We start from the raw sequence: 20,059 nt of genomic DNA, 5'->3' as shown, positions 1-20,059 counted from the left end.
ATCTCGCAATGAAATCCGTGCGTGGGTACTGCGCCGCGCTTTACGCGGTCACCGCTTCTGCCGAAGCCGTCGCGCCGGCGTGGCCGCCGACGAGGCAATGCTTGTGCTCGACGTGATAGGCGAATTCGTCCCAGTAGTGCTTCAACATCCCGCGCACCGGCATCGCCGCTGCGTCGCCGAGCGCGCAGATCGTGCGGCCCATGATGTTTTCCGCTACCGAATTCAGCAGATCGAGGTCTTCCTTGCGGCCCTGACCGTGCTCGATGCGATGCACGACGCGATAGAGCCAGCCCGTGCCTTCACGGCACGGCGTGCACTGGCCGCACGATTCCTCGTAATAGAAATACGAAAGACGCAGCAGCGAACGCACCATGCAGCGCGTCTCGTCCATCACGATCACCGCGCCCGAACCGAGCATCGAGCCTGCCTTCGCGATCGAGTCGTAGTCGAGATCGGTCTGCATCATGATGTCGCCCGGCACGACCGGCGCCGACGAGCCGCCAGGAATCACAGCCTTGATCTTCTTGCCGCCGCGCATGCCACCGGCGAGCTCCATCAGCGTCGCGAACGGCGTGCCGAGCGGCACTTCGTAGTTGCCCGGACGCTCGACGTCGCCCGACACCGAGAAGATCTTGGTGCCGCCATTGTTCGGCTTGCCGAGCTCGAGATACGCCTGCGGCCCGATCGCGAGCAGGAACGGCACGGCGGCGAACGTCTCGGTGTTGTTGATGGTGGTCGGCTTGCCGTAGACGCCGAAGCTCGCCGGGAACGGCGGCTTGAAGCGCGGCTGGCCTTTCTTGCCTTCGAGCGATTCGAGCAGCGCGGTTTCTTCGCCGCAGATATAGGCGCCGTAACCGTGGTGCGCGTGCAGCTGGAACGAGAAACCCGAGCCGAGGATGTTGTCGCCAAGGAAACCCGCACGGCGCGCTTCTTCGAGCGCCTCTTCGAAGCGCCTATAAGTTTCGAAGATCTCGCCGTGGATATAGTTGTAGCCGACCGTGATGCCCATCGCGTATGCGCCGATGGCCATGCCTTCGATCAGCGCGTGCGGATTCCAGCGCAGGATGTCGCGATCCTTGAACGTCCCCGGCTCGCCCTCGTCAGAGTTGCAGACGAGATACTTCTGCCCCGGGAACTGACGCGGCATGAAGCTCCACTTCAGGCCGGTCGGGAAGCCCGCACCGCCACGGCCGCGCAGACCCGACGCCTTGACGTCGGCAATCACCTGCTCGGGCGGGATCTTTTCTTCGACGATACGGCGCAGCTGGGCGTAACCGCCGCGCGCCACGTAGTCTTCGAGGCGCCAGTTGTCGCCGTTCAGGCCGGCGAGAATCAGCGGGTTGATGTGACGATCGTGGAGAGACGTCATTTCGAAAGTTCCTCCAGCAACTGGTCGATCTTCTCGCGGCTCATGAAGCTGCACATGCGGTGGTTGTTCACGAGCAGCACCGGCGCGTCACCGCACGAACCCATGCACTCGCCTTCCTTCAATGTGAACTTGCCGTCGGGCGTGGTTTCGCCAAAGTCGATGCCAAGCTTTTTCTTCAGGTATTCGGCAGCGCTGTCGGAGCCGCCGTCCGGGCCGAGCTGGCACGGCAGGTTCGTGCAGAGCGTGATCTTGTATTTGCCGACAGGCGCCGTCTCGTACATCGTGTAGAACGTCGCGACTTCCTGCACGGCAACCGCAGGCATGCCGAGATAGTCCGCGACGTACTGCATGATTTCGGGCGACAGCCAGCCGTGCTCTTCTTGAGCCACGGCCAACGCCGACATCACGGCGGACTGTTTCTGATCGGCGGGATACTTCGCGATCGCACGATCGATTTCTTTCAGGCCTTCAGCTGAGATCATTTTCAGACACGACTCTTTCAATTCCTACCGAACGAAAACCTGCCGCTGGTGTTTCATGCGACAGACCTAGCGCTCCTCTTGGCTCCTGACGGGGTCGCGATTCTCGCGTCGCCCCGCGGGCAGACTCGCCGCCTCGGACGGCACCCGCCGTATCCGGCGCGTGCCCCCGTGACAGTTTGACAGGGCTAGCGGTCGACTTCCCCGAACACGATGTCCTGCGTACCGATGATCGTCACGGCGTCGGCGATCATGTGGCCGCGCGCCATTTCGTCGAGCGCGGACAGGTGCGCATACCCCGGCGCGCGAATCTTCAGGCGATACGGCTTGTTTGCGCCATCGGAAATCAGATAGATGCCGAACTCGCCCTTCGGATGCTCGACAGCGGCGTATGCCTCGCCTTCCGGCACATGGAAGCCTTCCGTGAAGAGCTTGAAGTGGTGAATCAAGTCTTCCATGTTCGACTTCATGCCGACGCGCGACGGCGGCGCAACCTTGTGATTATCGGTCATCACCGGGCCCGAGTTCTTCCGCAGCCACTCAATACATTGTTTCGCGATGCGCGTGGACTGACGCATCTCTTCGACACGCACCAGGTAGCGGTCATAGCAGTCGCCGTTCACGCCGACCGGGATGTCGAAGTCGAGGCGGTCGTACACTTCGTACGGCTGCTTCTTGCGCAAATCCCACTCGATACCCGAGCCGCGCAGCATCGCACCGGTCAAGCCGAGCTGCATCGCGCGCTCCGGACTCACGACGCCGATGCCGACCAAACGCTGCTTCCAGATACGGTTATCGGTGAGCAGCGTTTCGTATTCATCGACGCAAGTCGGGAAGCGCGAGAAGAAATCGTCGATGAAATCGAGCAGCGACCCTTGGCGCGCTTCGTTCATCCTCGACAACGCCTTCGCGTTGTGGATTTTGGACGCCTTGTATTGCGGCATCGCGTCAGGCAGATCGCGATAGACGCCGCCCGGACGGTAGTACGCCGCGTGCATCCGCGCGCCGGACACCGCCTCGTACACGTCCATCAGATCTTCGCGCTCACGGAACGCATATAGGAATACCGCCATCGCGCCGACGTCGAGCGCGTGCGCTCCGATCCACATCAGGTGATTCAGGCAGCGAGTGATTTCGTCGAACAGCACGCGGATGTATTGCGCGCGAATCGGCACGTCGATGCCGAGCAGCTTTTCGATCGCGAGCACGTAACCATGCTCGTTGACCATCATCGACACGTAGTCGAGACGGTCCATGTACGGCACGGACTGGATGAACGTCTTGGTTTCCGCAAGCTTTTCCGTCGCGCGGTGCAGCAGGCCGATGTGCGGATCGGCGCGCTGAATCACTTCGCCGTCGAGCTCGAGCACGAGGCGCAACACGCCATGGGCTGCCGGGTGTTGCGGGCCGAAGTTGAGCGTGTAGTTCTTGATTTCTGCCATGGCGTCCTCTTAGTGTTTCAGACCGCCATAGCGATCCTCGCGGATCACGCGCGGCGTGATTTCGCGCGGCTCGATCGTCACCGGCTGGTAGACGACGCGCTTCTCTTCCGGGTCGTAACGCATTTCGACGTAGCCGGAGACCGGGAAATCCTTGCGGAACGGATGGCCGATGAAGCCGTAGTCGGTCAGGATGCGACGCAGATCCGGATGGCCTTCGAATACGATGCCGTACAGATCGAACGCTTCGCGCTCGTACCAGTTCGCCGAATTCCAGATATCGACGACCGACGCGACGAGCGGCATCTCGTCATCCGGCGCGAACACCCGCACCCGCAGACGCCAGTTGTTCGAGATCGACAGCAGTTGCAGCACCGCTGCAAAGCGTGGGCCGTCGTAAGCGCCGTCGCCATAGGTTTGGTAGTCGACGCCGCACAGATCGATCAACTGCTCGAAACCGAGCGTACGGTCGTCGCGCAGACGCTTCGCGATGTCGAGGTATTCGCTGGCCTTCACGACGATCGTCAGTTCCCCGATCGATTCCGTGATGCTTACGAGGCGGCCGCCAAATGCCGCATCGAGGTTCGCTTTGAGAGTCTCGAGTTTGCTTGCCATGTTGTGGGGAAGGCTAGGCCTTATTGACGCGCGATGGTGTTGGTGCGGCGGATCTTCGCTTGCAGCTGGATCACGCCGTAGACGAGCGCCTCGGCCGTCGGCGGGCAGCCCGGCACGTAGACGTCGACCGGCACGATCCGGTCGCAGCCGCGCACCACCGAATACGAGTAGTGATAGTAGCCGCCGCCGTTCGCGCACGAGCCCATCGAGATCACCCAGCGCGGCTCCGCCATCTGGTCGTAGACCTTGCGCAGCGCCGGCGCCATCTTGTTGCACAGCGTGCCGGCGACGATCATGACGTCCGACTGGCGCGGACTCGGACGGAACACGACCCCGAAACGATCGAGGTCGTAACGGGCTGCGCCCGCATGCATCATCTCGACCGCGCAACACGCGAGACCGAACGTCATCGGCCACAGGGAACCGGTGCGCGTCCAGTTGATCAGCTTGTCAGCCGTGGTGGTGACAAACCCTTCCTTCAAGACCCCTTCGATACTCATTTGCTTTCCACTCCAGACGGGCGGCGGTGAGTGGCCGCCCACGCAAACCGGCGAATAGCCCGTCACTCCCAGTCAAGGCCGCCTTTCTTCCAGATGTAGGCGAAGCCCAGCAGGAATTCGAGCAGAAAAATCATCATCGCCAAAAAGCCCGGCCAGCCGATGTCGCGCAGGGCAACGCCCCACGGAAACAGGAACGCGGTCTCAAGGTCGAAAATGATGAACAGGATTGCAACAAGGTAGTAGCGCACATCGAACTTCATGCGCGCGTCTTCGAACGCTTCGAAGCCGCATTCGTACGGCGCGTTCTTTTGATTATCGGGCTTGTTGGGGCCGAGGATCTTACCAATGCTGACCAGCGCTACGCCTAAACCGGTGCCCACGAGGAGGAACAACAATACGGGGAAATAGGCTGCGAGGTTCAAGACTATCCTCAATTGGTTGGTTCTGAATTCCGCCGGGAGTGTACACCCTAACGGGAAATCACTTCGTCCAACTTCGCATCGCAAGGATGACGCAAGGCCAGGGCCAGAAGTGACAATGCCAGCCGAAGCGATGCATGCGGCTGGCATTGGATAACTTTGGTGCCGACGGCGAGACTCGAACTCGCACAGCTTTCGCCACTACCCCCTCAAGATAGCGTGTCTACCAATTTCACCACGTCGGCACTGTCTGCAATCCGGGAAAACAACTTATATTACTCGCGAATCGCTTCAAGACTTAAATTCTAACCCGTCTAAACAGATTGTTCAACGCACAAATGCGTTTTGAACGAAATTTTTATTTCGGCACATTCTGACCCGGAGCCGACGCCGACGAAGCGGCCGCCGGCAGCGAAGCCGCAACCGGAACCGAAGCAGCAGACGCCATCGCCGGCGCTGCCGGAACCTCACCCAGCACCCCGGCGGAAGGCTTCGATTTGTACGAACCGAGGTAGGTCAGCGCAAGCGTGGTCACGAAAAAGAGCGTCGCGAGGACCGCCGTGGTACGCGACAGGAAGTTCGCAGAGCCCGTCGCGCCGAACAGACTTCCCGACGCGCCGCTACCGAAGGCCGCGCCCATATCGGCGCCCTTGCCGTGCTGCAACAGCACGAGACCGATGACCCCAAGCGCCGACAGCAACTGGACGACGATGATCAACGTTTTCAAATACAGCATTGCACTCACCTGAGTTTGGGTTAATCGTCCGACACAAATGCGTCAGACGTGTGTCCTGCCAGCGCGCCCGCGCAACATCGCAGACGCCCTCTTCAATCACTGCGCCGCGATCGCCGCCTGCGCCGCCTCGCAGATCGCGAGGAAATCCTTGCTCTTCAACGACGCGCCGCCAATCAGGCCGCCGTCAATGTCCTTTTGGCGGAACAACTCTTCCGCGTTCTCAGGCTTCACGCTGCCGCCGTACAAGAGCGGCACGTCACCCACCGCGGCGCCCTTCGCAGCCAGACGCGCACGCAGGAAAGCATGCACCGCCTGCGCCTGCGCCGACGTTGCGCTCAACCCGGTACCGATCGCCCAAACGGGCTCGTACGCGACGACAATGCGCGCCGCTTCGTCTGCCGACAACAGCGCCAGTACAGCGTCGAGCTGCGCACCGACGACTGCCTCCGTCGCGCCGGCCTCGCGCTCCTCGAGCGTCTCGCCAATACAGACGATCGGCGTCAAACCCGCCTGCAGCGCGCGCCGCGTTTTCGTCGCGACGAGCTCCGCACTTTCGCGGTGATACGCCCTGCGCTCCGAATGCCCGACGATCGCGAGCGTCGCTCCGAAATCGATCGCCATCTCCGCCGCCACTTCACCGGTGTACGCACCATGCGTGTGCGCAGAAATGTCCTGCACGCCGTAGCCGACACGCGTGCCGCCCAACAAGGCCTGCACCTGCGCCAGATAGGGCGACGGCACGCACACGCCGACGTGCACGCCGCCGGAAAGCGAAGCTGCATCCTTCACGACGGACCGAAGCAGCGCCTCGTTCTCCGCAAGGCGCCCGTGCATCTTCCAGTTACCGATTACCCGCTTCGCTCGTTGTCTCGACATTGTTTGGTCCTGGCCGATCCCGACCTTTTGATGCTGCTCCCGGTACCGCAGCCAACCGCACGCGGCGTGCGCAAAACATGCAATTTTACTGCGTGCCAGCCAAGCAGGTCAAACCGCGCGCGTCAAGCACCTGGACTCCAATCAAGCACGATCTTCCCAATGTGCTCGCCGCTTTCCATCAGCGCGTGGGCTTGAGCAGCCTGCGCCGCCGGAAACACGCGATAGATGACCGGCTTGATGCGGCCCTCTTCGAGGAGCGGCCATACGTGTTCTTTCAATTGCGCCGCGATCCTCGCCTTGAAGTCGACGGGGCGGGGGCGCAGCGTCGAACCCGTCACCGTCAGCCGCCGGCGCAGAACCTCGTTGAAGTTGAGTTCAGCCTTCGCCCCGCCGAGAAGCGCGATCAGGACGAGCCGCCCGCCGTCCGCGAGCGCCGTCAATTCGCGCGGCACATAGCTTCCCGCAACCATGTCGAGAATCACGTCAACGCCGCGATCGTTCGTCAGCGACTTCACGACTTCGACGAAATCTTCCGACTTGTAGTTGATCGCACGGTCCGCCCCCAGTTGCTCGCACGCGCGGCACTTGTCGGCGGAGCCCGCCGTGGCGAATACGCGGTATCCGAGCGCGTGCGCGATCTGGATAGCCGTCACGCCGATCCCGCTCGACCCGCCCTGCACGAGCAGGGTCTCGTTCTCGCCGCCTTCGCCGCCCCCCAATTGCGCGCGCTCGAAGACATTGCTCCACACCGTGAAGAATGTCTCGGGAAGCGACGCCGCCTCGACGTCGGAGAACCCCTTGGGCGCTGGCAGACATTGCAGGAGCGGCACGCTCGCGTACTCGGCATAGCCGCCGCCCGCCAGGAGCGCACACACGCGATCGCCGATCTTGAGGCCGAACGGATTGCGTTTTTCGTCGATCACGCCGCCGACGATCTCGCCTGCGATCTCCAGCCCAGGAAGGTCCGACGCGCCCGGCGGCGGCGCATAACCGCCTTTGCGCTGAAACACATCCGGGCGATTGACACCCGATGCCGCCACCTTGATGAGCACCTCGCCGGCCTTCGGCTCGGGCATCGGACGCTCCCCAAGCACCAGGACTTCCGGTGCACCGAATTCGGTAATTTCGATCGCCTTCATCTACGTCACCTCCAAGGTTGGGATGGCCTTGCGAGTTGCATCCTCGCCGCCCGCAAGGCCATCCACCCTGCTACAAGATTGCCGCAAGAAAACGGCCGGCTCGCTTTCGCGCAGCCGGCCGTCCTTACATCACTGCATTACTGCTGCGGCGCCGACTCCGGCTGCGCCGCACCCGAAGCCGCGTCGTTCAACAGCGCCTTCGCAGACAGGCGCACGCGACCCTTCTCGTCCGTCTGGATCACCTTGACCTTCACGATCTGGCCTTCCTTCAGGTAGTCGTTGATGTCCTTGATGCGCTCGTTGGCGATCTCGGAGATATGCAGGAGACCGTCCTTGCCCGGCAGGATGTTCACGATCGCGCCGAACTCGAGCAGCTTCAGGACGGGGCCTTCATACACCTGACCCACCTCGACTTCCGCCGTGATGTTCTCGATGCGCTTCTTCGCCTCGGCCATCCCTTCGCTGCTCGTGCTCGCGATGGTGACGACGCCGTCGTCGGAGATGTCGATCGTCGTACCGGTTTCTTCCGTCAGCGCGCGGATCACCGAACCACCCTTGCCGATCACATCGCGGATCTTTTCCGGGTTGATCTTGATCGTGATCATGCGCGGCGCGAACGCCGACAGCTCGGTGCTGGCGCCTGCCACGGCGGCCGTCATCTTGCCGAGGATGTGCATGCGGCCTTCCTTCGCCTGCGCGAGCGCGACCTGCATGATTTCCTTGGTGATGCCCTGGATTTTGATGTCCATCTGCAGCGCGGTCACGCCAGCTTCCGTGCCGGCCACCTTGAAGTCCATGTCGCCGAGGTGGTCTTCGTCGCCGAGGATGTCGGTCAGCACGGCGAACTTGTTGCCTTCGAGGATCAGGCCCATCGCGATACCCGCGACGTGCGCCTTCATCGGCACGCCGGCGTCCATGAGCGCCAGGCAGCCGCCGCAGACCGACGCCATCGACGACGAACCGTTCGACTCGGTGATTTCCGACACGACGCGGATCGAATAGCCGAATTCGTCGGCGCTCGGCAGGCACGCGACGAGCGCGCGCTTGGCCAGACGCCCGTGGCCGATTTCGCGACGCTTCGGCGAGCCGACGCGGCCCGTTTCGCCGGTCGCGAACGGCGGCATGTTGTAGTGGAGCATGAAGCGGTCGCGGTACTCGCCTTCGAGCGCGTCGATGATCTGCTCGTCGCCCTTGGTGCCGAGCGTCGCGACCACGAGCGCCTGCGTTTCGCCGCGCGTGAAGAGCGCCGAGCCGTGCGTGCGCGGCAGCACGCCGGTGCGGATCTCGATCGGACGCACGGTACGCGTGTCGCGGCCGTCGATACGCGGCTCGCCATTCAGGATCTGGCTGCGGACGATCTTCGCTTCGATGTCGAACAGGATGTTGCCGACGGTGGCCTTGTCGGCCGACGCGGCGCCCGAAGCTGCCGCCTCCTCGTCGAGCTTCGCCGAGACGGTTGCGTACACTTCCTTCAGCTTCGTCGAACGGGCTTGCTTGTCGCGGATCTGGTAGGCGGCGAGCAGGTCGCCTTGCGCCTGCGCCGTCACGCGCGAGATCAGCGCCTCGTCCTTCGGCGCCGGCTGCCAGTCCCATTCCGGCTTGCCGCCGTCACGCACGAGCTCGTGGATTGCGTCGATCACCGTTTGCATCTGTTCGTGACCGAACACCACGGCGCCCAGCATCACGTCTTCCGGCAGCTGGTCGGCTTCCGATTCAACCATCAGCACCGCACGCTCCGTGCCCGCGACCACGAGATCGAGGCGCGAATCCTTGATTTGCGCGCGCGTCGGGTTCAGCACGTATTCGTTGTTGATGTAGGCCACGCGAGCCGCGCCCACCGGGCCGTTGAACGGCAGGCCCGAGACCGCGAGGGCGGCCGACGCGCCGATCAGTGCGGGGATGTCCGCCGGGACTTCCGGGTTCACCGACATCACGTGCACGACGACCTGCACTTCGTTGTAGAAGCCTTCCGGGAAGAGCGGACGCAGCGGACGGTCGATCAGGCGCGAGGTCAGCGTTTCATGCTCCGACGGACGGCCTTCGCGGCGGAAGAAGCCGCCAGGGATCTTGCCCGCGGAGTAGGTTTTTTCGATGTAATCGACGGTCAGCGGGAAAAAATCCTGGCCCGGCTTGGCCGACTTAGCACCGACGACGGTGGCGAGCACGACGGTGTCTTCGACGTCGACGATCACGGCGCCGCCTGCCTGACGAGCGATTTCGCCCGTTTCCATCCGGACGTTATGTTGTCCCCACTTGAACTCTTTGACGACTTTATTGAACATGGACATGGTCACTCCTTCTCTCTTTTCGCTCATTTCACTTGTATCGTTTCGCCGCAGCCTGCATCGGCGCGGCGACGTCGCAGCCGAAGCCCATCCGGGGAGAGGAGTGTCATGCCATTCCAGCGGTCCGCTTCACGCGGCGAGTGAATCGCTGGAATGACACAAAGCTCTGCCCGTCAAGCCAGGCCGTGTTACGCGCCGGGCGCCGCATCATTCATGGCCACGGCGCCCTGCGTTTCGACGCAACTCACATGAAGTGCGCCATTCAAAAACAAAATGCCTGTATCAGTAGACTGACACAGGCATCTTGCTGAAGAGACGATCGTCCGATTACTTGCGCAGGCCCAGCTTCTCGATCAGCGAACGATAGCGGTCAGCATCCTTGCCCTTCAGGTAGTCGAGCAGCTTGCGGCGGCGGCTCACCATGCGCAGCAGCCCGCGGCGGCTGTGATGGTCCTTCGAGTGGGACTTGAAGTGGCCGGTCAACTCGTTGATGCGAGCCGTCAGCAGAGCGACTTGCACTTCCGGGGAGCCGGTGTCATTGGCAGCACGCGCGAATTGCGCGACGACGTCGGACTTCTTGATATCAGCAACAGACATTTGATTTCCTTAAGAACTAGACAGGCGGTCACGGAAGAAAGGCCGTGCCGTGGGGGTACAGCAAGACGCGTATTGTAGCACAGCCGAGATCGGCGGCTAGCGGTCCCTGGAGCCGCCTCTTTCGAGCACGTTCAAGGGCGCCTCATCTGGCACGTCGTCGGCAGCGCCGTGCGCTCGGGCGGCAGCGCCAGCATCGTCCGGAAACCGTATCCCGTGCCCTCGTTGTCGAAGCGCACGCCGGGCGTGCCCGCCTTGTCCATCTCCATCACGTAAAGGGGCTGGATCAACTGATGATCCTCGGCACGCATCCAGGCGCGATGGAAGCCGTTGTCGAACTTAATCCCCTCGAGCGCCTTGGCGACCGCCGCCGGGTCCGGCGTGCCGGCGCGCGTCATCGCGTCGGCCAGCATCTCGATCATCACCTCCATGCGCAGCACCGGGTAGTCGTCCTCGGCAGCCGGGAAGCGAGCGCGAAACGCCGCGTAGTAAGCGTCGGACGCCGCCCCTCCGGCGTTCGGATGCCAGTCCGCGACGGCGAGCACGCGCTTCACGCCGGCATCGCCGAGCGCAGCGGGCGCATCGAGGCTGTTTCCATAAAACGTGTAGAACTTCGCATCGAGCCCCTGCTCGCGCGCCGCCTTGACCAGCAGGCTCAAGTCGTTGCCCCAGTTCCCGGTGATCACCGCATCGGCTCCGCTCGCGCGCATCTTCGCGATATAGGGCGTGAAGTCCTTGACGCGGCCGATCGGATGAAACTCGTCGCCTACGATCGCGACGTCCGGGCGCTTTTGGGCGAGCGCCTGTTGCGCGAGCGTGCTGACGTCGTGCCCGAAGCTGTAGTCCTGATTCAGTAGATATACCTTTTTCACCGCGCGGTCCTGCTGGATCACGTCGGCAAGCGCATCCATGCGCATCCCCGCATGGGCGTCGAAGCGGAAATGCCAGAAGCTGCAGCTGGCGTTGGTGAGCGCGGGGTCGTCGGCGGAATAGTTGAGGAACAGCTCGCGATTATCCGGCTCGCGCGAGTTCTGCTTTTCGATCGCCGCGATAAGCGCCGCTGCCACCGCCGAGCTGTTGCCTTGCATGACGAAGCCGATATGGCGATCGGCGGCCGCGCGCAGTTGCACGAGCGCGCCTTCGGTGCTGCCCTTGCTGTCCAGCACGACGAGCTCGAGCGGATGCGCACCATCCGCAAGCTTCACGCCGCCGCGCGCATTCACGCGCTCGACGCCGAAGCGCAGATTCCGCTCGACCGCCGCTCCCGCGTTCGCGAAGGGCCCCGACACGCCTTCGATCAAGGCGAGCTGGATCGGCGTGCCGGCCGCCGCCGTCGCCTTCGCCGCCGGCATCGCCGCCACCCATGCCGCAACGGCAAGCGCCGCCAGCCGGCTCGTCCATGCTCGTGTCATCGCTACCCCGCTTGAATCGATCGAAGCGCGGATCATAGGCCGGCCTGCGGATGATTCGCAAGCGCAAGCGCCGTCGCGCCACGCGCCGGCAGCGCCAAAATCTTTTGCCGCGCAACCTGTCAAAATCTTGTGACCCCGTGCTAAAACGCGTCACTCAACGAATCGGAGGACTCCATGACGAAGCGCCTGACATCCCTGCTTGCGTGTACCGCGGCGCTCATGCTCGCCGGTTGCGCGCAGCCGTGGCAGCAATTCCAGGCGGGCGCGGACCAATCGACGATCGTGAGCCGCCTCGGCCCGCCGCGCGAAGTCTACGACCTGCCCAACGGCGGCAAACGTCTGATGTGGCCGACTCAGCCGATGGGCGAAGTCACCACAGCGGCCGATATCGACGCATCCGGCAAGATCGTCAACGTGCGGCAGGTGCTGCAGCCGAACGAGTTCTACCGCGCGCAAATCGGGGAATGGACCAAGAAGGATGTGCTCATCAACTTCGGCCGCCCCGTCGAGACTTCGTACTTCCCGATGATGAAGCGCGAGGTATGGACGTATCGATACATGGAAGACAACGTCTGGTATCTCATGTACAGCTTCTATTTCGACGATCAGGGCATCCTGCGCCTGACGCAGAAAACCCCCGATCCGCTGCACGATCCCGACCGCCGCAACCTGTTCTGACACGCGCCCGGCTCTCCTTGGGCCTCGCCGCCTTGGCGCGGACGTAGCCAAGCTTCTGGATGAAGCGGCTTCCGGAAGCCAACTGGTTCGCCGCGCCCGCATATGAAAACCCCCGCGTCCTTGCGGAGCGCGGGGGGTTCGAGCACGGCGGGGAATCGAGGCGGTACTGCCAATAGCGCCGCGTCCCCGCGCATCAAGAGCGCTGCGGGTTGAGCTTTTCCGAATTCGAGTAGAGCTTGTTCAGCGCCGAGATGTACGCCTTCGCCGACGCTGCGACGATGTCCGGATCGGTGCCGACGCCGTTCACGATACGCCCACTCTTCGACAGACGCACCGTCACTTCGCCCTGCGCCTGCGTGCCGGTCGTGATCGCATTCACGGAGTACAGCAACAGCTCGGAGCCGCTGCCCACTTCGCTTTCGATCGCATTGAGCGTCGCGTCGACCGGCCCGTTGCCGTTCGCCTCGCCCGTCATCTCCTTGCCGTCGACCGAAAAGACGACGCGCGCATGCGGCTGCTCGCCGGTCTCGGAGTGCTGCGCCAGCGACACGAACTTGTAGTGCTCGCGCTCCTGCGCCTGCGCCGATTCCTCGGTGACGATCGCGATGATGTCTTCGTCGAAGATTTCCGCCTTGCGGTCGGCGAGCTCCTTGAAGCGTGCAAACGCGGCGTTCAATTCGGCTTCACTATCGAGCGCGATGCTCAGCTCCTGCAAGCGTTGCTTGAACGCGTTGCGGCCCGACAGCTTGCCGAGCACGATCTTGTTCGCGGTCCAGCCCACGTCTTCCGCGCGCATGATTTCGTAGGTGTCGCGTGCTTTCAGCACGCCATCCTGGTGGATGCCCGACGCGTGCGCGAACGCGTTCGCGCCCACCACGGCCTTGTTCGGCTGCACGACGAAGCCCGTGATCTGGGATACCAGCTTCGAAGCCGGCACGATCTGGGTCGTGTCGATACCGAGATCCAGGCCGAAATAATCCTTGCGGGTCTTCACGGCCATCACGATTTCCTCGAGCGACGTGTTGCCCGCGCGCTCGCCGAGACCGTTGATCGTGCACTCGACCTGACGCGCGCCGCCGATCTGCACGCCCGCGAGCGAATTCGCAACCGCCATACCGAGATCGTTATGGCAATGGACCGAGAACACCGCCTTGTGCGAGTTCGGAATGCGCTCGCGCAGTGTCTTCACGAGATTGCCGTACAGCTCGGGAACGCCGTAGCCGACGGTGTCGGCGATATTGATCGTCGTCGCGCCTTCATCGATCACGGCTTCGAGCACGCGGCACAGGAAATCCATGTCGGAGCGGCTGCCGTCCTCCGGCGAGAACTCGACGTCGTCGGTAAACTTGCGCGCGAAACGCACCGCGAGGCGCGCCTGCTCGTAGACCTGGTCGGGCGTCATCCGCAGCTTCTTTTCCATGTGCAGCGGCGACGTCGCGATGAACGTGTGGATGCGGAAACGCTCCGCGGGGCGCAGGGCATCGGCGGCGCGCTGAATGTCCTTGTCGTTCGCGCGGGCGAGCGAGCAGATCGTGCTTTCCTTGATGAGCGACGCGATCGTGTTGATCGCGTCGAAGTCGCCGTTCGAGCTGGCGGCGAAGCCCGCTTCGATCACGTCGACGCGCATCCGCTCCAGCTGCTTCGCGATGCGGATCTTCTCTTCCTTCGTCATCGACGCTCCGGGCGACTGCTCGCCGTCGCGCAACGTCGTATCGAAAATGATCAGTTTGTCAGCCATGTCAGGTCTCCGGGGGACTCGTTCGTTCAATCGATGGGATACAGAAACGGAATTCGGGTGTTTGCGCCACCGCAGGCGACGCCAAACAACGAACGAGGCAAACGGAGGGCGGAAACGATCAGCGCGGCAGGCGCGCTAGAGCTAGCGCGCGTAGCGGCGCACCGGCTAGAAGGGAAAGGAAGGGGAACTGGAAAGTTGCCATGCCGCAGACTATAGCGGCATTCTAAGAATCGCGCAAATGGCGGAGCCCCCCGCTGGTTAGCACAAACAAAAACGGCAGCCGCGATGGCTGCCGTTGACGGAAAACAGGTCAATCAGTGATCGTGCGGTGACGAACGGGCCGGATTCTCCCTGCCCCTGACCGCCATGTAGGCCCAGAAGGCGTAACCCGAGAAGCCGTACAGCACGAACAGGCCGAACAACATCAGCGGCGGATCGGACGACACGAGCACGAATGCAACGACGACCAGCAGCGTCGCCGCGAACGGCACCCGATGACGGACGTCGAGCGCCTTGCCGCTATAGAACGGCGCGTTCGACACCATCGTCACGCCCGCATAGACCGTCAGCGCGAACGCGACCCACGGCAGCCACACGAGCTTGACCGGCACGCGGTTGTCGGTCGCGAGCCAGACGAAACCCGCGATCAGCGCCGCCGCCGCCGGACTCGGCAACCCCTGGAAGAAACGCTTGTCGACGACGCCGATGTTCGTGTTGAAGCGCGCAAGACGCAACGCCGCGCCCGAGCAGTAGACAAACGCCGCCAGCCAGCCCCAGCGGCCGAGATCCTTGAGCACCCATTCGTACATCACAAGCGCCGGCGCCACGCCGAACGACACCATGTCCGAGAGGCTGTCGAACTGCTCGCCAAACGCGCTTTGCGTGTGCGTCATCCGCGCGACGCGGCCGTCCATGCCGTCGAGCACCATCGCCACGAAAATGGCGATCGCCGCGATCTCGAAGCGCACGTTCATCGCCTGCACGACGGCGAAGAAGCCGCAGAACAGCGCCGCGGTGGTGAACGAGTTGGGCAGCAGATAGATGCCGCGCTTCCTCAGGAACTGCTGGCGCTGGACGCGCCGGCTCTCGACCGGCGCCGTCTCCGCCGCCAGCGCCTTGTTGCGGCGGAACGGCCTCGGCAAGTGAGCGCCTTTCAAGCGGGGGCGGCGCGGTTTCAATGCGGCCATCGATACCTCCTTGTGCCGCCTTAGAGTTCGGCAAGAATCGTCGACGACGCGGAAACCTTCTCGCCAATCGAGACGCGCGGACGGCTGCCGACCGGCAGATACACGTCGACGCGCGAGCCGAAGCGGATGAAGCCGTAGCGCTGACCGCGCGTGAGCGGCTCACCGGCGCGCACGTAGCAGAGAATGCGCCGCGCGATGAGGCCCGCGATCTGCACCGAGGTCACGGTCTGGCCGCTGGCGGTCTGGATCACGACCGCGTTGCGCTCGTTCTCGAGCGACGCTTTGTCGATCGCCGCGTTCAGGTAGGCGCCCGGGAAATATTCGACCTTGGAGATCGCGCCATCCACCGGCGAGCGCTGCGAATGGACGTTGAAGACGTTCATGAACACGCTGATCTTCAGCGCTTCGCGATTCGCGTAAGGATCGTGCGTGGTTTCGACTGCGACAATCCGACCGTCGGCCGGACACAACACGGCATTCTCCTGCGTCGGAATCGGACGCGGCGGATCGCGGAAAAATTGCACGACGAAAATGAGGAGCAGCCAGAACGGCCAGGCAAAGCCGAACCCCGCGACGGCATGGATCAAGAGCGCGACGACGCCGGCGATTGCAATAAACGGCCAGCCTTCGCGCGCGATGATCGGGTGAGGGTAATTCATGGATTGATTCAGTGTTTTTGTAAAACCGTAGGATAGCAAAAGCCGCCCGGTGCACAGCGGCTCCGGACGGCTTTTTGGTGCAGCCGGCACGCTTTTCGCGCCGGCTGCGGCAAGGCCAGCAAATGCGCGCGCCTTAGTTCTTCGACTGATCGACCAGCTTGTTCTTCGCGATCCACGGCATCATCGCGCGCAGCTTCGAGCCGACCTGTTCGATCTGGTGCTCGGCCATCAGGCGGCGGCGCGATTGCAGCGTCGGCGCGCCGGCGCGGTTTTCGATGATGAAGCTCTTCGCGTACTCACCCGTCTGGATGTCCTTCAGGACGTCCTTCATCACCTTCTTCGTTTCTTCGGTGATGACGCGCGGACCCGTCACGTACTCGCCATACTCGGCGTTGTTCGAGATCGAGTAGTTCATGTTCGCGATGCCGCCTTCGTAGATCAGGTCGACGATCAGCTTCAGCTCGTGCAGGCACTCGAAGTACGCCATTTCCGGCGCGTAGCCCGCTTCGACCAGCGTCTCGAAGCCGGCCTTGATCAGCTCGACCGTGCCGCCACACAGCACGGCTTGCTCGCCGAACAGGTCGGTTTCGGTTTCTTCGCGGAAGTTCGTTTCGATGATGCCGGCACGGCCGCCGCCGTTAGCCGCCGCGTACGACAGCGCGATGTCGCGCGCCGCGCCCGACTTGTCTTGCGCCACTGCGATCAGGTGCGGCACGCCGCCGCCTTGCGAGTACGTGCCGCGCACCGTGTGGCCCGGCGCCTTCGGCGCGATCATGATCACGTCGAGATCGGCGCGCGGAATCACCTGGCCGTAGTGGACGTTGAAGCCGTGCGCGAACGCGAGCGCGGCGTTCTGCTTGATGTTGGCGTGCACTTCCTTCGCGTACACCTCGGCGATCTGCTCGTCGGGCAGGAGCATCATCACGACGTCGGCGCCCTTCACGGCTTCCGCCACTTCCTTGACGGCGAGGCCCGCGTTCTCGGCCTTGCTCCACGACGCGCCGCCCTTGCGCAGACCGACCGTCACGTTGACGCCGCTTTCCTTCAGGTTCAGCGCGTGCGCATGGCCTTGCGAGCCGTAGCCGATGATCGTGACCTGCTTGCCTTTGATGAGGGAGAGGTCGGCGTCTTTATCGTAGAAAACTTTCATGTCTGTTCCTTCGCGTAATCAATGAAATTCAAATGCGTTGCGTGGTTGCGCCGGGCTTTGCGAATGTTTTCGCACCCGGCGCCGATCGAAGCGGCGTCACACCTTCAGAATGCGTTCGCCACGCCCGATCCCCGAGCTGCCCGTGCGGACCGTTTCGAGAATCACGGCGGCGTCGAGCCCTTCAATGAAGGCGTCGAGCTTGTCGCTCGCGCCTGTCAATTCGATCGTGTAGGTTTTTTCGGTGACGTCGATGATACGTCCGCGGAAGATATCCGCCATCCGTTTCATCTCTTCACGCTCCTTCCCGACCGCCCTGACCTTGATCAGCATCAGCTCGCGTTCGATGTGGGCGCCCTCGGTCAGGTCGACCACTTTCACCACCTCGATCAGGCGGTTCAGATGCTTCGTGATCTGTTCGATCACGTCGTCGGAGCCAATGGAAACGATGGTCAGGCGCGACAGCGAATGGTCTTCGGTCGGCGCCACCGTCAAGGTTTCGATGTTGTAGCCGCGTGCCGAAAAGAGCCCGACGACGCGCGATAACGCGCCCGGTTCGTTTTCCAGCAGGACGGAAATAATGTGTCTCATGGTTTGCTTTCCCGCGAATTTTCTCGATTGATCCAGTTCGATGCGAGCACCTGCCGCCGCTTCGCCTGCACTGCGCCCTTCGTGAAGGCATGTGCGAACCGAAGCCGGCGACGGGCAGTCGTTATAGGTCTTCCGAACCGAGCAGCATCTCGGTGATGCCCTTGCCGGCCTGAACCATCGGCCAGACGTTCTCGGTCGGATCGGTCTGGAAATCGAGAAATACGGTGCGATCCTTCAGACGCAGCGCTTCCTTGAGCGCCGGCTCGACATCCGCAGTGCGTTCGATGCGCATGCCGACGTGGCCATACGCCTCGGCGAGCTTCACGAAATCGGGCAGCGCATCCATGTACGAATGCGAATAGCGCTTGCTGTATTCGATCTGCTGCCACTGCCGGACCATGCCGAGGTAGCGGTTGTTGAGCGAGATGATCTTGACCGGCGTGTCGTACTGCTTGCAGGTCGAGAGCTCCTGGATGCACATCTGGATCGAGCCTTCGCCCGTGATGCAGACGACATCGTCGTCCGGATGCGCCATCTTCACGCCCATCGCCGCCGGCAGGCCGAAGCCCATCGTGCCGAGGCCGCCCGAATTGATCCAGCGGCGCGGCTTGTTGAAGCGGTAGAACTGCGCGGCCCACATCTGGTGCTGGCCGACGTCGGAGCAGACGAACGCATTGCCGTCGGTCAGCTCCCAGAGCTTTTCGACGACGTATTGCGGCTTGATGATGTCGCTCTCGCGGTCGTACTTGAGGCAGTTCTTCGAGCGCCAGCCTTCGATCTCCTTCCACCATTGCGCGAGCGCTTCGGTGTCGGGGCCGTGCTCGGCGTGCTGAAGCTGCTCGATCAGCTCCTTGAGCACTTCCTTCACGTCGCCGACGATCGGAATGTCGACCTTCACGCGCTTGCTGATCGACGACGGATCGATGTCGATATGGATGATCTTGCGCGGACGCGATGCGAAGTGCGCCGGGTCGCCGATCACGCGGTCGTCGAAGCGCGCGCCGATGGCGATCAGGACGTCGCAGTTCTGCATCGCCATGTTGGCTTCGTACGTGCCGTGCATGCCGAGCATGCCGAGGAACTTCTTGTCGCTCGCGCGGTAGCCGCCAAGCCCCATCAGCGTGTTCGTGACAGGGTAGCCGAGCAGGTCGGCGAACTGATTCAGCTCGCGCGACGCGTCGGCGAGGATGATACCGCCGCCGGTGTAGATGTACGGGCGCTTGGCCGACAGCAGGAGCGAGACGGCCTTGCGGATCTGGCCGGAGTGCCCCTTGGTGACCGGGTTGTACGAGCGCAGCGACACGCTTTTCAGCGGCTCGTACTGGCACGGCGCCTTGGAGACATCCTTGGGAATGTCGATCAGCACGGGGCCTGGACGGCCGGTGCGGGCGATGTAGAACGCTTTCTTGACGGTGGCGGCGAGATCGCGCACGTCCTTCACGAGGAAGTTGTGCTTCACGCACGGACGCGTGATGCCGACCGTATCGCACTCCTGGAACGCATCCTGGCCGATCGCGGCGGTCGGAACCTGGCCGCTGATGATCACCATCGGGATCGAATCCATGTAGGCCGTCGCGATGCCGGTCACCGCGTTGGTGACGCCGGGGCCGGAGGTCACGAGACAGACGCCGACCTTGCCCGTCGAGCGCGCATAGGCGTCGGCGGCGTGCACGGCAGCTTGCTCGTGGCGCACGAGGATGTGCTGAAACTTGTCTTGCTTGTAGAGCTCGTCGTAGATGTAGAGTACCGAGCCGCCGGGATAGCCCCAGATGAATTCGACGTCTTCGTCGGCCAGCGCGCGCATGAGCACGGTTGCGCCGATGGAGTCAGCTTCGTGAGGGAGAGGGGTATCCGACGTGGAAAATTCCGCGCTAGGCATGTTCATCGTTCACCTTTCGAATTTTCGGCAAAAAATTGATCGGGTGCTCTCTGCCGGGCTTGTGGCTCGGGTTCAAGCGGCGCGTCCAGTTTGACAGGCGGGCTTCTTGGGCTCGCCCCAAAAGAGACAGTCACTTATGTTGCGAACCGTCGACGATATCCGCTGCGCGTGGCGCGGTCAAGTCATATTTCCCGCATCGCAGCACGCATGACGCCGCAGCGCGTCAAAATCGGCCGTAAAAACCGCGTAAAAACAACGCACCGGCCACGCTTTGGAGCGCGGGACGACCCAGCGTCGCAAAAGTTTGTTAGCATCCG

Annotated in this window: 19 protein-coding genes and 1 tRNA gene; 1 reads left to right on the top strand and 19 read right to left on the bottom strand. The window is 62.8% G+C overall.

The features are described from left to right. Positions 1 to 40: 40 nt before the first annotated feature. From nuoF to FAZ69_RS29970, 13 genes are all read right to left on the bottom strand, one after another. On the bottom strand, positions 41 to 1,369 hold the full coding sequence (gene nuoF, locus FAZ69_RS30030; protein WP_136898730.1) for an NADH-quinone oxidoreductase subunit NuoF: 1,329 nt from the start codon (positions 1,367 to 1,369) through the stop codon (positions 41 to 43). Beyond that, positions 1,366 to 1,851, bottom strand: coding sequence for an NADH-quinone oxidoreductase subunit NuoE (nuoE, locus tag FAZ69_RS30025; protein ID WP_136898729.1), 486 nt, complete (start codon positions 1,849 to 1,851; stop codon positions 1,366 to 1,368). Before nuoE ends, nuoF begins: the two co-directional genes overlap by 4 nt. A 185-nt stretch (positions 1,852 to 2,036) precedes the next feature. After that, positions 2,037 to 3,290, bottom strand: coding sequence for an NADH-quinone oxidoreductase subunit D (locus FAZ69_RS30020; RefSeq protein WP_136898728.1), 1,254 nt, complete (start codon positions 3,288 to 3,290; stop codon positions 2,037 to 2,039). 9 nt (positions 3,291 to 3,299) lie between these two features. Further along, positions 3,300 to 3,902, bottom strand: a complete 603-nt coding sequence (locus FAZ69_RS30015; RefSeq protein WP_136898727.1) for an NADH-quinone oxidoreductase subunit C — start codon at positions 3,900 to 3,902, stop codon at positions 3,300 to 3,302. A 20-nt stretch (positions 3,903 to 3,922) separates the two neighbouring features. Next, entirely contained in the window at positions 3,923 to 4,402 is a 480-nt protein-coding gene (locus tag FAZ69_RS30010; RefSeq protein WP_006052903.1) for a NuoB/complex I 20 kDa subunit family protein, read from the bottom strand. Positions 4,403 to 4,464: 62 nt separating this feature from the next. Then, on the bottom strand, positions 4,465 to 4,824 hold the full coding sequence (locus FAZ69_RS30005; protein WP_136898726.1) for an NADH-quinone oxidoreductase subunit A: 360 nt from the start codon (positions 4,822 to 4,824) through the stop codon (positions 4,465 to 4,467). 157 nt (positions 4,825 to 4,981) lie between these two features. Next, positions 4,982 to 5,066 (bottom strand) — tRNA-Leu (locus FAZ69_RS30000). Between the two features lie 113 nt (positions 5,067 to 5,179). After that, entirely contained in the window at positions 5,180 to 5,557 is a 378-nt protein-coding gene (gene secG, locus FAZ69_RS29995) for a preprotein translocase subunit SecG (RefSeq protein WP_136898725.1), read from the bottom strand. Between the two features lie 96 nt (positions 5,558 to 5,653). Then, positions 5,654 to 6,433: a triose-phosphate isomerase gene (tpiA, locus tag FAZ69_RS29990; protein WP_136898724.1), complete on the bottom strand. Its 780-nt coding sequence runs from the start codon at positions 6,431 to 6,433 to the stop codon at positions 5,654 to 5,656. A gap of 122 nt (positions 6,434 to 6,555) precedes the next feature. Then, complete coding sequence (locus FAZ69_RS29985) at positions 6,556 to 7,572, bottom strand: NAD(P)H-quinone oxidoreductase (protein ID WP_136898723.1); 1,017 nt, start codon at positions 7,570 to 7,572, stop codon at positions 6,556 to 6,558. 137 nt (positions 7,573 to 7,709) lie between these two features. Then, a complete protein-coding gene (gene pnp / locus FAZ69_RS29980; RefSeq protein ID WP_136898722.1) occupies positions 7,710 to 9,860 on the bottom strand; it encodes a polyribonucleotide nucleotidyltransferase in 2,151 nt (716 codons plus the stop codon). Positions 9,861 to 10,184: 324 nt separating this feature from the next. Beyond that, positions 10,185 to 10,454, bottom strand: coding sequence for a 30S ribosomal protein S15 (gene rpsO / locus FAZ69_RS29975; protein WP_136898721.1), 270 nt, complete (start codon positions 10,452 to 10,454; stop codon positions 10,185 to 10,187). Positions 10,455 to 10,585: 131 nt separating this feature from the next. After that, positions 10,586 to 11,863 carry a branched-chain amino acid ABC transporter substrate-binding protein gene (locus FAZ69_RS29970; RefSeq protein ID WP_136898720.1) on the bottom strand — a complete coding sequence of 426 codons (1,278 nt, stop codon included), beginning with the start codon at positions 11,861 to 11,863 and terminating at the stop codon, positions 10,586 to 10,588. 174 nt (positions 11,864 to 12,037) lie between these two features. Between FAZ69_RS29970 and FAZ69_RS29965 the strand changes: the two genes are divergently transcribed. Next, entirely contained in the window at positions 12,038 to 12,541 is a 504-nt protein-coding gene (locus FAZ69_RS29965) for a hypothetical protein (protein ID WP_136898719.1), read from the top strand. A gap of 193 nt (positions 12,542 to 12,734) precedes the next feature. Here the strand turns inward: FAZ69_RS29965 and FAZ69_RS29960 are convergent, their stop codons facing one another. The 6 genes from FAZ69_RS29960 to FAZ69_RS29935 form a co-directional block, all read right to left on the bottom strand. Then, positions 12,735 to 14,279: a 2-isopropylmalate synthase gene (locus FAZ69_RS29960; protein WP_136898718.1), complete on the bottom strand. Its 1,545-nt coding sequence runs from the start codon at positions 14,277 to 14,279 to the stop codon at positions 12,735 to 12,737. Between the two features lie 314 nt (positions 14,280 to 14,593). Continuing rightward, a complete protein-coding gene (gene pssA / locus FAZ69_RS29955; RefSeq protein ID WP_136898717.1) occupies positions 14,594 to 15,466 on the bottom strand; it encodes a CDP-diacylglycerol--serine O-phosphatidyltransferase in 873 nt (290 codons plus the stop codon). Positions 15,467 to 15,486: 20 nt separating this feature from the next. Beyond that, positions 15,487 to 16,125, bottom strand: a complete 639-nt coding sequence (locus tag FAZ69_RS29950; RefSeq protein ID WP_136898716.1) for a phosphatidylserine decarboxylase — start codon at positions 16,123 to 16,125, stop codon at positions 15,487 to 15,489. 133 nt (positions 16,126 to 16,258) lie between these two features. Next, a complete protein-coding gene (gene ilvC, locus FAZ69_RS29945) occupies positions 16,259 to 17,275 on the bottom strand; it encodes a ketol-acid reductoisomerase (protein ID WP_136898715.1) in 1,017 nt (338 codons plus the stop codon). Positions 17,276 to 17,371: 96 nt separating this feature from the next. Then, on the bottom strand, positions 17,372 to 17,863 hold the full coding sequence (ilvN, locus tag FAZ69_RS29940) for an acetolactate synthase small subunit (RefSeq protein ID WP_136898714.1): 492 nt from the start codon (positions 17,861 to 17,863) through the stop codon (positions 17,372 to 17,374). A 121-nt stretch (positions 17,864 to 17,984) separates the two neighbouring features. Next, positions 17,985 to 19,748 carry an acetolactate synthase 3 catalytic subunit gene (locus FAZ69_RS29935; protein WP_136898713.1) on the bottom strand — a complete coding sequence of 588 codons (1,764 nt, stop codon included), beginning with the start codon at positions 19,746 to 19,748 and terminating at the stop codon, positions 17,985 to 17,987. Between the last annotated feature and the right edge of the window lie 311 nt (positions 19,749 to 20,059).

The sequence above is a fragment of the Trinickia terrae genome, from assembly GCF_005144415.1.
Lineage (GTDB): Bacteria > Pseudomonadota > Gammaproteobacteria > Burkholderiales > Burkholderiaceae > Trinickia_A > Trinickia_A terrae.
The sequence above is the reverse complement of the archived record's forward strand: the minus strand, read 5'-3'. Positions and strand labels throughout refer to the sequence as shown.